Here is a 13,516-nt window from a genome sequence, read left to right as displayed (position 1 = left end):
CGGGGCGGGGGAGCTGACGTGGAACACCGAGGGACGACGGACCATCCGGCGGCTGACGCGCTCGGCCGCCGGGTGGTCCGGTGGTTCGCGGGTCCGATGGCGCTCACCGGCGCACTGACCGTCGCGCTCCTGGTGACGGGGACGCTGCTCGCTGTGCGCCTGCCGTCGGCGCCGCTGCTGCCCGTGCCGGCCGGCCCCTCCACGATGCTCGCAGCGGTCGCGGGGCTGACCGTCATGTTCTTCCTCACCGAGCTCGGCCAGGCGCGCATCGAGGTGCGCAGTCAGGCGTACTCGTTCTCGCTCTCCGGCGTGCCGTTGCTGCTGGGGCTCCTGTACTGCCCGCCGCACCTGCTGCTGGCGGCACGGCTGGGCGCGGCGGTCGTCGCGTTCGTCGTCCAGCGCGTGCCCCCGGTGAAGTTCGCCTTCAACACGGCGAGCTACCTGGTGGATGTGGGCGCCGTCATCACGTTGACCCACCTGCTGGTGGGCGAGCGGTCGCAGCTGTCGTTGGCCGCCGCAGGCCTGTGCTTCGTCGTGCTCGCCATGGTGGACCTGCTCATGAGCGGTCTGGTGCTGGTCGTCATCCGCGTCAACGGCGGCCCGGTGGGACGCGACGACGTCGTCGAGGTGCTCGTGTCCGCCGGCGCCTTCGTGGGGCTCAACACAGCGATCGGGCTCATCAGCGCGGAGCTGCTCGTCTCCGGGTCGCTCGGCATGGTGCTGCTCGTCGGCGTCGCCGTCGTGGCCGCGCTGTCGTACCGCGCCTACCTCGTGCTGCGCCGCCGACACCGGTCCCTGCAGGACCTGCAGGACTTCATCCGCCTGGGCGAGGGCGCGGGCGACGTCACCGAGCTCGCCCGGCGCCTGCTGCCCAAGGTCCGGGACCTGCTGCACGCCGAGCGGGCCGAGCTGACCGTCCCCGGTGGCGACGACGGCCCCGACACGGTCCTGTGCGTTGCCGAGGACGGGGTCCTGGTCGTCGCCGAGGCCGCCACAGCCGCGGGTACCGAGACGCTGGCTGTCCCGGTCGAGGCGGCGGCCACGCGGGGGACGCTCGCCGTCCTCGACCGACTCGGGGACCGCACCCGGTTCACCGACGACGACCTCGCGCTGCTGCGGACGCTCGGCGGCCATCTCGCGGTCGCCCTCCACAGCGTCCGGCTGCTCGAGCAGCTGCGCTACGAGGCCACGCACGACGTCTTGACCGGCCTGGCCAACCGCGCACTGCTCGCCGACCGCCTGGCCGACCTGATGGGCGGCCTCCCGGAGGCCGGCCGGGTCAGCGTGCTGCTGCTCGACCTGGACCGGTTCAAGGAGGTCAACGACGCCTTCGGGCACCACGTGGGGGACCGTCTGCTGCAGGTGGTCGCGCACCGGCTGGTGGAGGCCGTCCCGCCCGGCTGCACCGTCGGGCGGCTCGGGGGCGACGAGTTCGTCGTCGTCATCCCGCCGTCCCTGCACCCGGAGAACGAGGCGCTCGCACTGGCGCAGCGCATCACCCGCTCGCTCGGGCAGCCCGTCGAGCTGTCCGACGCCGCAGTCACCACCGGTGCGTGCGTCGGGGCCGCCGTCGCGGCCGACGGCCAGGACGGCGCGGACCTGCTTCGCCACGCCGACACCGCGATGTACGCAGCCAAGGACGCCCGCCTGCCGGCGGTGGTCTACACCGACCGCCTGGACGAGGGCCGTCGTGAGCGGCTCGCGCTGCTGGTGGACATGCGTGCCGCCCTGGACGACGACCGGTTCGACCTGCACTTCCAGCCCAAGCTCGACATCCGGTCCGGCGTGGTGACCAGCGTGGAGGCGCTCGTCCGCTGGCAGCACCCGACCCTGGGCCCGGTGTCGCCGGCCGTGTTCATCCCGGTCGCGGAGTCGACCGGCCTCATCGAGGAGCTGACGCAGACGGTGCTGCTCAAGGCGCTGCGGCAGTGCCGCCGGTGGCGCGACGCGGGTCACGACATCGCGGTCGCCGTGAACCTGTCGGCCCGGAACGTCAACGACCCCCAGCTTCCCGAGCGGGTCGCCGCGGCGCTCGCCCTCGCCGGCGTCCCGGCGCACCGGCTGATCCTCGAGATCACCGAGAGCAGCGTCATGGGCGACCCCGAGCGCACCGTGCCGACGCTCGAGCGGCTCGAGGCGATCGGCATCACCCTGTCCCTCGACGACTTCGGCACCGGGTACTCGAGCCTGGCGTACCTCCAGCAGCTGCCGGTGGCCGAGCTGAAGATCGACCGGTCGTTCCTGCTGGGGCTCGCCCGCCAGGACGACGCGAAGGCCAGCCGTGTGCTGGTGCGCAGCATCATCGGCCTCGGGCAGAGCCTCGGGCTGAGGGTGGTGGCCGAGGGGGTCGAGACCGTCGAGATCCTCGACGAGCTGCACGGACTCGGCTGCGACCTCGCCCAGGGCTACCTCGTCTCGCGTCCGGTGCCACCCGCGGAGCTCGTGCCGGCGGTTGAGCGTGCCGGGTACCGCACGGCGCGCATCGCGCCGGTCACGCTCCCGACGCAGTCGGCGCGTGCCGTGCTGCCGCGGTCGTCGGCGCGCCAGGTGGTTCCCTGAGGCACCCGCGACAGCGCCGACGGCGCCTGGGACCGACACCTGCTCGGTGGCGGACGGACGGCCCCGGGGCGCTGAGCGCCGCGCTCGCCGGAACCGTCCGGGAGGCATGGTTGATCGCCTGGGGCGACGTCTAGAGGCATGACCCGGAGACCACGTACCCGTCAGGCCCTCGTCGCCCTCGTGCTCGCCGGGGCCGTCTCGACGGTGCCGGCCTGCACCGGGGACGGGGGCTCGCCGGGCACCGGCGCGCTCCGTGCACGCTGCAGGGCTGGCCCGGGGTGTCATTCGTCGCTGAGGGCGACGGCACACAGCTCGGCGCCGGCACGGCCGACCCCGACCGTGCCGGCGAGCGACCCACGATCACCCCGGACCCCGGTGCATCGGCGCGGGCGCCGCTCAGCATCGCCCGCGCCGCGAGCCTCCCGGGGACGAGTGCGACCCGCAGACGCCGGACGGCATCCGGGTCTACCCGCCGGGCGAGACCGATCCCTTGGACCTCGCGCAGTCGCGGCACACGGCGGGCGCGGACGACGACGTGACTCTCCGGGCGTGCGCGCCTTCCTCCCCGTCACCGGCTGAGCCGCCCCGTCGATGACTTCGCCGGCACCGGCCGGTCTGCACCGTGTCGCCTCGACCGGCCACTCCCGCGCGGCGTCGGCGACCGACAGAATCGACGCGTGCGACGTCGTCGTGCGCCCGCGACCCGATCGGAGACCCCATGACCACGGCCACGAGGACGTCGTCGAGCACGTCGTCGAGCACGGACCCGCACGCGTCCTCCCACGCCGCCGACAGCCACGACGTGATCCGGGTGCACGGGGCGCGGGAGAACAACCTGCGGGACGTCCGCATCGAGATCCCCAAGCGCCGGCTCACGGTGTTCACGGGTGTGTCCGGGTCGGGCAAGAGCTCGCTGGTCTTCGGGACCATCGCCGCGGAGTCGCAGCGGCTGATCAACGAGACCTACAGCGCGTTCGTGCAGGGCTTCATGCCCACGCTGTCCCGGCCGGAGGTGGACCTCCTGGACGGACTGACCACGGCGATCATCGTCGACCAGGAGCGCATGGGTGCCAACCCGCGGTCCACCGTCGGCACCGCCACCGACGCCAACGCCATGCTCCGCATCCTGTTCAGCCGGCTCGGCCGGCCGCACATCGGCGGCCCCGGCGCGTACTCGTTCAACGTGCCATCCGTGCGGGCCAGCGGTGCGATCACGGTCGAGCGGGGACCGGGCAGGACCAAGGCCGAGAAGGCGGAGTTCAACCGGCTCGGCGGCATGTGCCCGCGCTGCGAGGGCATGGGGTCGGTCACCGACATCGACGTGTCCGCGCTGTACGACGACACGAAGTCGCTCAACGAGGGCGCGCTGACGATCCCGGGCTACAGCATGGAGGGCTGGTACGGCCGCATCTTCCGCGGCTGCGGGTACTTCGATCCCGACAAGCCGATCGCGCGGTACACGACGAAGGAGCTGCACGACCTGCTGCACCGGGAGCCCACCAAGGTCAAGGTCGACGGGATCAACGTCACCTACAGCGGGCTGATCCCGGCCATCCAGAAGTCGTACCTGTCCAAGGACGTCGACGGCCTGCAGCCGCACATCCGCGCCTTCGTGGAGCGGGCGGTCACCTTCACGACCTGCCCCGAGTGCGACGGCACCCGCTTGGGCCCCGAGGCGCGGTCGTCGCTGATCGACGGGCGGAGCATCGCCGACGTGTGCACGTGGCAGATCAGCGACCTGGCGCAGTGGGTGCGCGGCCTCGACGAGCCGTCGGTGGCCCCCCTGCTGACCGGTCTGCGCCACCTGCTGGACTCGTTCGTCGAGATCGGCCTCGGCTACCTCTCGCTCGACCGGCCGGCCGGCACCCTGTCCGGCGGCGAGGCGCAGCGCACCAAGATGATCCGGCACCTCGGCTCCTCGCTCACCGACGTCACGTACGTCTTCGACGAGCCGACGGTGGGGCTGCACCCGCACGACATCCAGCGCATGAACGACCTGCTGCGCCAGCTGCGCGACAAGGGCAACAGCGTGCTCGTCGTCGAGCACAAGCCCGAGGTCATCGAGATCGCCGACCACGTCGTCGACCTGGGGCCGGGTGCCGGCGCCGCGGGCGGTGAGGTGGTGTACGAGGGCACGGTGGACGGGCTGCGCACCAGCGGCACACTGACCGGCCGGCACCTCGGCGACCGCGCCTCGCTCAAGGCCCAGGTGCGGACGCCGACGGGCGCCCTGGAGGTGCGCGGGGCGACGTCGCACAACCTGCAGGACGTCGACGTCGACATCCCGCTCGGCGTCCTCGTGGTCGTGACCGGCGTCGCCGGGTCGGGCAAGAGCTCCCTGGTGCACGGGTCGGTGTCCGGCCGGGACGGCGTGGTGTCCGTCGGCCAGGAGGCGATCCGGGGCTCACGCCGGAGCAACCCGGCCACGTACACCGGGCTGCTCGAGCCGATCCGCAAGTCGTTCGCCAAGGCGAACGGGGTCAAGCCCGCCCTGTTCAGCGCGAACTCCGCCGGCGCCTGCCCCGCCTGCAACGGCGCCGGCGTCATCTTCACCGACCTCGGGATGATGGCCGGGGTCGCCAGCACGTGCGAGGAGTGCGAGGGCAGGCGGTTCGGCGCCGAGGTGCTCGAGTACCACCTCGGTGGCCGCGACATCAGCGAGGTGCTCGCGATGCCGGTCACCGAGGCGCAGTCGTTCTTCGCCGAGGGCGACGCGCGCACGCCCGCCGCCCTGGCGGTGCTGGACCGGCTCGCCGACGTCGGCCTCGGCTACCTGACGCTCGGCCAGCCGCTCACCACGCTGTCCGGCGGCGAGCGGCAGCGGCTGAAGCTGGCGACCCACATGGGGGACAAGGGCGGGGTCTACGTGCTCGACGAGCCCACCGCGGGCCTGCACCTGGCCGACGTCGAGCAGCTGCTGGGGCTGCTCGACCGGCTCGTGGACTCCGGCAAGTCGGTCGTCGTCGTCGAGCACCACCAGGCCGTGATGGCGCACGCCGACTGGATCATCGACCTCGGCCCGGGCGCCGGGCGGGACGGCGGCCGGGTGGTGTACGAGGGTGCGCCGGCCGACCTGGTGGCGACCCGCTCGACCCTCACGGGGGAGCACCTGGCGGCGTACGTGGGGGCGTGACGGGCTCAGTCCAGCAGCGCGTCGGCCGCGGCCCTGAAGCTGTAGCGCGCCGCACGCCAGCGGCTGAGCAGCGCCCGGTCGGTGCTCGGCCGGGCCAGCAAGTAGCCCTGCACGTGGTCGACGCCGAGCGCCTCGGCCGCGGTGAGGTCGGCCAGCTCCTCGACGCCCTCGGCGACCACGTCGGCACCGGTCTCGTGGGCCAGGGCGACCAGGGCGCCCACGACGCTGCGGCGCACGGGATCCTTCCAGACGCCGTCGATCAGCGACCGGTCGATCTTGATGATGTCCGGGCCGAGCTCGACGATGTGCTGCAGCGAGGAGTACCCGGCGCCGGCGTCGTCGATGGACAGGCGGACCCCTCGGCGCCGTGCCGGGGCCAGGCGCCGCCGGAGCTCGGAGTAGTCCTCGACGGCGACGTGCTCGGTCATCTCCAGCACCAGCCGGTCCATCGGCAGGTCGTCGCGACCGACCATGTCGGTCAGCTCCAGCGCGGTGGCAGGGCTGAGGTTCACCGCCAGGAACAGGTCGTCGGTCAGGAGGGGCAGCAGGGCCAGGGCTCGCCGGACCGCGTGCCGTTCGAGCTGCGGACCCAGCCCGAGCCGGTGCGCCTCGGCGAAGACGGCATCGGGCGCGCCGAGGCACGGGTCGAACCGCGACAGCGCCTCGACGCCGATGACCGTGCCGCCGGCCAGGTCGACGACCGGCTGCAGGGCGATGTCCAGGCGGTCGTCGTCGATCACGGCGCTGACCCGGGCCCGGGCGCGCCGGTCCTCCACCTCGCGGTCGAGGTCGGCCGCGAGGAGGTCGGCGAGCAGGCTGAGCAGGCGTGCGTCCTTGGCGTCGACGGGGCGGGCGTCGTGGCTGATCCCGCACAGGCTCCCGTACAGCGACCCGTCCGACAGCCGGACCGGGGCCCCGACGTAGGAGCCGATGCCGGCGCCCGCGGTGCCCGGCAGGTCACGGACAGCCGGCTCGACCGCGGCGTCCGGGATCGCGCCGTCGATGACCCCGGCGGCCATCAGCGCGCAGTACGAGTCCTCCAGCGCAGGTCCGGCGCCGAGCCCCAGGCCGAACGAGACGGCGTCCCCGTCGAGCCAGCGGTAGACCTGGCGACCGTCGGTGAACTCGGACAGCACCGCGAGGTCCATGTCGAGATGTCGTCGGGCGAGCTCGACGACACGCGCGACAGCGCCGACCGATGAGGGGGTCAGTGCCGGGCTCATACCATCCAGAGCGTGCGCTGGGAGCTGCCATTCATGTGTCACAGCATGCCTTGACTTCCCCGGGCCGGGCGAATGCACGGCGTGGCGTCGGCGGCCGGGCGGACGCGGCCCCGGCAGTCAGGCCGCGGGCGTCCCGGCGCCGGCGTCGGCGGTCCGCTCGGAGGCGTACATCGCCCGGTCGGCTGCGGTGAGCGAGTCGGGGGGTGTCGCCGTCGACGCCGGCCACGGCCGACCCCACCGCGCTGCCAGACTGGGCCGACGCGCGCCGACCGGGCCCGACGGCGGTCCCGGCGCCACCCGCGCGGCGGAGGAGTCACGGTGCACTACGACGGCGGGACGGCGGCGCAGGCGGCGGTCGACATCCACCTCTCCGGTCCGGCCGGGGCCTGCTCGCGGAACCTGTTCGGCCACTTCATCGAGCACTTCCACCGGCAGGTGTACGGCGGCCTGTTCCAGCCCGGCTCACCGCTCAGCGACGCGCGAGGCTTCCGACTCGACGTGATCGAGGCCATGCGCGAGCTGCGCCCCTCGGTCGTGCGGTGGCCCGGGGGATGCTTCGTGTCGAGCTACCACTGGGTGGACGGCGTGGGCCCGCGTCGTCGCCCGCACTACGACAAGGCCTGGCGCGTGACCGACCCGAACACGTTCGGCACGCGGGAGTTCGTCGAGTGGTGCGCCGCGATCGGCGCCGAGCCGTACATCTGCACCAACGCGGGCACCGGGACGGCGGAGGAGATGAGCGACTGGGTCGAGTACTGCAACCTCCCGGCCGGCTCGGGACGCTGGTCGGACCTGCGCGTGGAGCACGGCAGCCCGGAGCCCTTCGACGTCCGGTACTGGAGCATCGGCAACGAGAACTACGGCGACTGGGAGATGGGCGCCAAGGACCCGCACGAGTGGGCGCGCCTGGTCACCGAGTCGGCCAAGATGATCCGCCGCGTCGACGAGCACGCCACCCTGCTCACCGCCGCGCGGGCTGACCTCGACTGGATGCTGCCGCTGCTGGCGGGCGCCGGGCAGCACCTGGACGCCCTGTCCATCCACGGCTACTGGGACGTGCTGAACGAGGTCAACCGGCCGGCCGACTACCTCACGGCGCTGTCGCGGTCGCTCGGCCCGCAGCACGACATCGAGCGGACCCGCCACATCATCGGGGCCACCGGGCTGACCGGCCGCGTCACGATCGCGTTCGACGAGTGGAACCTTCGCGGGTGGCACCACCCGTCCGGCACGGGCGCCGACGCCCTCGCGGCGCGCGACCAGAACGACGACAACAGCACCTACACGATGGCCGACGCGCTGTTCACGGCCGGCTTCCTGAACACCTGCCTGCGCAACGCCGACGTCGTCACCATGGCGAACATCGCACCGAGCATCAACGCCCGCGGACCGCTCTTCGTGCACGACGCCGGCGTCGTGCGGCGGACCACGTTCCACGTCCTGGCGATGTACGCGACGCTGCTCGGCGAGAGCGCGCTGACCAGCACCGCGCACTCGCCGTCGCTGGCCGGGGCGGACGTGCCGGTGCTCGACCACCTGCCGACGCTGCACGCGGACACCGGCACGCTGACGGTCGCGCTGGTGAACCGGCACCCGTCCGCGGAGCTGTCCTGCGACCTGTCGGTGGGCGGCCAGCCGGTGACCGGCGAGCTCGACGCCACCGTCCTGGCGGGTCCGGGCGTGGACGCGTACAACGACGTCGGCACGCCGTCGAGGGTGGTCCCCGAGCGCACCCGGATCCGCGTCGACGAGGGCCGGGTGGTGCTGCCGCCGCACTCGGTGTCGGTCGTGGACGTCCCGCTGCCGGTGACGCGGACACCGGGCACCGTCGGGGCGCGGCAGCGGCGCAGCGACTGGTACCTCGACCACCGCGTCTGGCGTCCGGGTGCGTGAGGTGCCGGCGCCGGGCGGACGGCCACCGCGGGTCCTGATCTGCGGTGCGGGGATCGCCGGGTCCGCGCTGGCCTGCCTGCTGACCCGCGGCGGCCACGAGGTGACCGTGGTGGAGCGGCACGGGTCGGCGCGCTCGAGCGGGAACCCGGTCGACGTGCGCGGAGCCGCCTATGACGTCGTGCAGCGGCTGGGGCTGCTGGCGCCGCTGGAGGACGTGGCCACCCGGGTCCGCGAGGTGGTGTTCGTGGACACGGTCGGGCGCCCGGTGGCCCGGATGCCGACCCGCCGCGGCGACCGCGAGCTGGAGGTGTCGCGCGCCGACCTGTGCGGGCTGCTGCTCGAGCGCGCCCGCGGCGACGCCGACGTCCGGTTCGACGAGACCGTGACCGGCCTGCACGCCGACGACGACGGCGTCGACGTGTCGTTCGCACGTGGCCGCCCCGAGCGGTTCGACGTCGTGGTCGCCGCGGACGGGCTGCACTCGACCGTCCGTCGGCTGGCGTTCGGCCCCGAGGACGCGTTCGTCACCTCGCTCGGCCTCGTGGTCGCCACGGTCCGGCTGCCGGGGGTGCTCGACGGGGACGAGGACGTGGTGGTCATGCACAACCGGCCCGGCGCCGCGGTGGCCCTGCACCCCGGCGCGGGCACGCCCGGTGCGGCGTTCATGTTCCGCACCCCGGCCCGGGTCGACCCCAGGGACGCGGACGCCGCGGACCGGCTGCTCACCGAGGTGTACGCGCCGATGGGCTGGCGGGTTCCGGAGCTGCTCGCCGGGTTCCTGGCCGCCGACGACCGCTACCTCGACACCGTCAGCCGGGTCCGGGTGCCGCGGTGGTCGCGTGGGCGCGTGGTGCTGCTCGGCGACGCGGCCTCGTGCGTGTCGCTGTTCGGCGACGGGTCCAGCGCGGCCATCGCCGGTGCCGCCGCCCTGGCCCGGTCGCTGGTCCAGGCGCCCGACGACACCGCGGGCGCCCTGCGCCGGTACCAGTCGCTGCAGGAGCCGCTCACCCGGCGGGGGCAGCGGGGCGCCGCCGTCGTCGCCCACCTGCTCGTCCCGGCGACCGGCACCGGCATCGCGCTGCGCGACCGCGCGCTGCGCCTGGCCGGCCGGCGGCCGGCCGCCACCGGGCCGGGGTGACGCCGCGGCCTCAGACCCAGGCGCCGCGGAGCCGCTCGAGGGTGTCGATGCGGGTGGAGACGTCCCAGGTGGTCGCGGTGACCAGCAGCTCATCGGCGCGGGTGCGGTCCACCAGGTCCTGCAGCTCGGCGACCGCCCGGTCCGTCGTGGTGGCGACCTGCGTGCCGGGCAGCTGGGCCAGGACGGCCGCCAGCGGGCCGTCGTCGACCCCGGCGAGCACCTCGGCGGCGGTCCGCGGGTCGGTGATCGGTGCCAGCCGACCGGTCCGCAGGCTCAGTGACATGACGCGGCTCGGGCCGGCGAGGTAGCGGGCCTCGTCCTCGGTGTCGGCGATGATGACCGACGCGCTGATCATCGCGTGCGGCCGAGGCAGGTCCGCGGACGGACGGAACTCGGCGCGGTAGGCGGCCATGGCCTCCATGGTCTGCGTCGCCCCGAAGTGGTGGGCGTAGGCGAACCGGATGCCCAGCGCCGCGGCGAGCCGCGCGCTGAACGTGCTCGACCCCAGCAGCCACACCTCGGGCGTCGAGCCCTGCACGGGCGTGGCGGAGAACCGCCGCACGAACGGCGACGGCGGCCGTCCGGTGCTCGCCTCGTCCGCCTGGCCCAGCAGGCCCAGGACGTCGAGCAGCTCCGAGGGGAACTCCTCCGCGCCGAGCCCGTCGGTGGTGCGGCGCAGCGCCGCCGCCGTCGCCGGGTCCGTGCCCGGCGCCCGGCCGATCCCCAGGTCGATCCGCCCCGGATGGAGGGCCTCGAGCATCGCGAACTGCTCCCCGACGACGAGCGGCGGGTGGTTGGGCAGCATGACCCCGCCCGACCCGACCCGGATCCGCTCGGTCGACGCGGCCAGGTGCGCGATCAGCACCGCCGGGGACGTCGAGGCGACGGCCGGCATGTTGTGGTGCTCGGCCACCCAGAAGCGGTGCAGGCCCAGGCGGTCGGCGGCGCGGGCGAGCTCGGTCGTGGCGAGCAGCGCGTCGCGGCTGGTGCCCTCGTCCGCGACGGTCGACAGGTCGAGCACGGACAGCGGCACGCGCGTCCGTCCGGCCGGCTCGGTGGGCTGGGCTGCGGGTGCGCTCGTGGTCGCGAGATGGGTGGTCACACCGGGCGCAACGCGTCCGTCCCGTCGCCGCTTCCCGTGGCGGTGGTGGCGACCCTCACCTCACGGGTACAGCCCCCGGATCTGGTGCGCCTCGGCCACGCGGCGCACGCCGATGACCAGCGCGGCCTCGCGCAGGCTGAGCCCGTCGGCGCGCGCGGCCTGCGACACCGCGGCGTAGGCGCTGAGCATCCGCTGCTCGAGCCGTTCCTCGATCTCGTGCTCGGTCCACCAGTACGCCTGGTTGGCCTGCACCCACTCGAAGTAGGAGACGACCACGCCGCCCGCGTTGGCCAGGATGTCCGGGACCACGACGACGCCCCGCTCGGCCAGCACCCGGTCGCCGTCGGCGGTGGTGGGGCCGTTGGCGCCCTCGATGACCCAGCGCGCCTTGACGCCCAGCGCGGTGCGCTCGTCGAGCACGCCCTCGACCGCGGCCGGGACCAGGACGTCGACGTCCAGGCCGAGCAGCGACCGGTTGTCGATTGGGTCGGCGTCGGGGAACCCCACGACGCTGCCGGTCTCGGCGACGTGCGCCATCAGCGCCGGCACGTTCAGGCCGCCGGGGTCGTGCACGCCGCCGTCCTGGTCGCTGACGGCGACGACCTTGGCGCCGCCCTCGGCGTAGAAGCGCGCCGCGTGGGAGCCGACCTTGCCGAAGCCCTGCACCGCGACGCTGACCTCTCCCAGCCCGAGACCGGCGTCGGCGAGCGCGGCGCGGGTCGAGTGCACCACCCCGCGGGAGGTCGCCGTCGCGCGCCCGAGCGAGCCGCCCATCTCCAGCGGCTTGCCGGTCGTCACGGCGGGGATGGTGTAGCCGCGGTTCACCGAGTAGGTGTCCATGACCCAGGCCATGGTCTGCTGGTCGGTGCCGATGTCCGGCGCCATGATGTCCCGCTCCGGCCCGATCATCGGCATGATCTCGCTGGTGTAGCGGCGGGTGACCCGCTCGAGCTCGGTCCGGGAGTAGCGCCGGGGATCGATCGTCACCCCGCCCTTCGCCCCGCCGTACGGCAGCTCGACGACGGCGCACTTCCACGTCATCCACATCGCGAGGGCGCGCACCTCGTCCGGGTCGACGCTCGGGGCGTACCGCAGGCCGCCCTTGCCCGGTCCGCGGGAGATGTTGTGCTGCACGCGGTAGCCGGTGAACAGCTCCGTGCTGCCGTCGTCGCGCCGCAGCGGGACGGCGACCGTGATCTCGCGCCGGGGGGTGGCGAGCATCGCGTGCAGGCCGTCGTCGTAGCCGAGCAGGCCCACGGCGGTCGCCAGCTGCGCGCGCGCGGTGCCGAGGGGCGTGCGGTCCGGTGAGGCCGCGGTGGCGGACCCGGCGTCGGCCGCGGGCGGCGGGGAGGTGGGGGAACTCTCGGTCGCCGTCATGCTGCGCTGGCCTCCTGCTCGGCGGGCCCGGCACGCACCGGCCTCGTCGCCGGCGGACCCGGGGTGTCCGCCGACCACCTTGCCACGCTGCTCCGACACCGGCAGGTCGCCCCGGGCCGCGAATCCGCCGGGTGACCCGCGCGACCCGCCCGCAGACCGCCGACGCCGGCACCCCGCGCGCGGTGGCGCGGGGTGCCGGCGTCGGGCCGGGCGGTGCGGAGGCGGGTCAGCCGGCGGTGCTCAGCCCGTCGATCCGGGCGACCTCGTCCTCGGTGAGCGTGAAGTCCGCCGCCTGCAGGTTGGCGTCGATGCGCTCGGGGGTCGTCGACTTCGGGATCACCACGACGCCGTGCTCGATGTGCCAGCGCAGCACGACCTGCGAGGTCGACACGTCGTGCGCGCGGGCGATCTCCACCAGCGTCGGGTCGTCGAGGTTCGTCCGCTTGAACGGGCTGTACCCCTCGAGCACCACGCCACGCTCGGCGTGCGCCGCCACCAGGTCGGCGTCGTGGTCGCTCGGGCTCCACGGGATCTGGTTGATCGCGGGCGCCTCGCCGGTCGCCTCGATCAGCTCGTCGATCTGGGCCACGGAGTAGTTCGAGACGCCGACGGCGCGCACCAGGCCCTCGTCGCGCAGCGCGAGGAACTGCTTCCAGGTCTCGGGCGTGGCCTGCTTGTTCGGCGGCCAGTGCACGAGCCACAGGTCCACCTGGTCGACGGCGAGGTCCCGCAGCGACGCCTCGAGCGTCTCGCGCTCGCGGCCCGCGCGGTCCGGCGGGAGCTTCGTGGTGAGGAACACCTCGGCGCGGTCGACGCCCGAGGCCGCCAGGCCGCGGCCGACCTGCGCCTCGTTGCCGTACGCCGTCGCGGTGTCGATGTGGCGGTAGCCGGCGCGCAGGGCGTGCTCGACGGCGCGCTCGGCGTCGTCGCCCTCGGACTGCCAGGTGCCCAGGCCCAGGACGGGGATGTCCGCACCGCGCAGCGGGATGGTCAGGATCGTGGGGGGAGTCATCTGTCCATCCTCACCCGGTGCGGCGGTCCGGTCGAGTCGAGTCGAATCGAATCGACCCGCCGTGTGCGAGGGCGGTCCG

9 protein-coding genes are annotated in these 13,516 nt (G+C 74.1%); 5 read left to right on the top strand and 4 right to left on the bottom strand.

All coding sequences use genetic code 11. The features are described 5' to 3' along the window. The first annotated feature begins 18 nt into the window (after window positions 1-18). From Q0840_RS02060 to Q0840_RS02055, 3 genes are all read left to right on the top strand, one after another. Window positions 19-2,559, top strand: a complete 2,541-nt coding sequence (locus Q0840_RS02060; protein WP_298455622.1) for a bifunctional diguanylate cyclase/phosphodiesterase — start codon at window positions 19-21, stop codon at window positions 2,557-2,559. A 212-nt stretch (window positions 2,560-2,771) separates the two neighbouring features. After that, entirely contained in the window at window positions 2,772-3,098 is a 327-nt protein-coding gene (locus tag Q0840_RS19020; protein ID WP_367183063.1) for a DUF4232 domain-containing protein, read from the top strand. 179 nt (window positions 3,099-3,277) lie between these two features. Beyond that, complete coding sequence (locus tag Q0840_RS02055) at window positions 3,278-5,692, top strand: excinuclease ABC subunit UvrA (RefSeq protein ID WP_298455619.1); 2,415 nt, start codon at window positions 3,278-3,280, stop codon at window positions 5,690-5,692. A gap of 5 nt (window positions 5,693-5,697) precedes the next feature. Here the strand turns inward: Q0840_RS02055 and Q0840_RS02050 are convergent, their stop codons facing one another. Continuing rightward, on the bottom strand, window positions 5,698-6,915 hold the full coding sequence (locus tag Q0840_RS02050) for an EAL domain-containing protein (protein WP_298455615.1): 1,218 nt from the start codon (window positions 6,913-6,915) through the stop codon (window positions 5,698-5,700). 318 nt (window positions 6,916-7,233) lie between these two features. Here Q0840_RS02050 and Q0840_RS02045 point away from each other — a divergent pair, with 318 nt between their 5' ends. Further along, entirely contained in the window at window positions 7,234-8,808 is a 1,575-nt protein-coding gene (locus tag Q0840_RS02045) for an alpha-L-arabinofuranosidase C-terminal domain-containing protein (RefSeq protein WP_298455613.1), read from the top strand. Beyond that, a complete protein-coding gene (locus Q0840_RS02040; RefSeq protein WP_298455611.1) occupies window positions 8,801-9,946 on the top strand; it encodes an FAD-dependent monooxygenase in 1,146 nt (381 codons plus the stop codon). The genes Q0840_RS02045 and Q0840_RS02040 overlap by 8 nt, the downstream gene beginning before the upstream one ends. 10 nt (window positions 9,947-9,956) lie before the next feature. Here Q0840_RS02040 and Q0840_RS02035 read toward each other — a convergent pair whose 3' ends face one another. The 3 genes from Q0840_RS02035 to Q0840_RS02025 form a co-directional block, all read right to left on the bottom strand. Then, a complete protein-coding gene (locus Q0840_RS02035; protein ID WP_298455608.1) occupies window positions 9,957-11,048 on the bottom strand; it encodes an LLM class flavin-dependent oxidoreductase in 1,092 nt (363 codons plus the stop codon). 60 nt (window positions 11,049-11,108) lie between these two features. Further along, on the bottom strand, window positions 11,109-12,425 hold the full coding sequence (locus tag Q0840_RS02030; RefSeq protein ID WP_298455606.1) for a Glu/Leu/Phe/Val dehydrogenase: 1,317 nt from the start codon (window positions 12,423-12,425) through the stop codon (window positions 11,109-11,111). A 226-nt stretch (window positions 12,426-12,651) separates the two neighbouring features. Next, entirely contained in the window at window positions 12,652-13,437 is a 786-nt protein-coding gene (locus Q0840_RS02025) for an aldo/keto reductase (protein ID WP_298455603.1), read from the bottom strand. Between the last annotated feature and the right edge of the window lie 79 nt (window positions 13,438-13,516).

The organism is uncultured Cellulomonas sp. (assembly GCF_947494015.1).
In the GTDB taxonomy this organism is placed as follows: Bacteria; Actinomycetota; Actinomycetes; order Actinomycetales; family Cellulomonadaceae; genus Pengzhenrongella.
The sequence above is the reverse complement of the archived record's forward strand: the minus strand, read 5'-3'. Positions and strand labels throughout refer to the sequence as shown.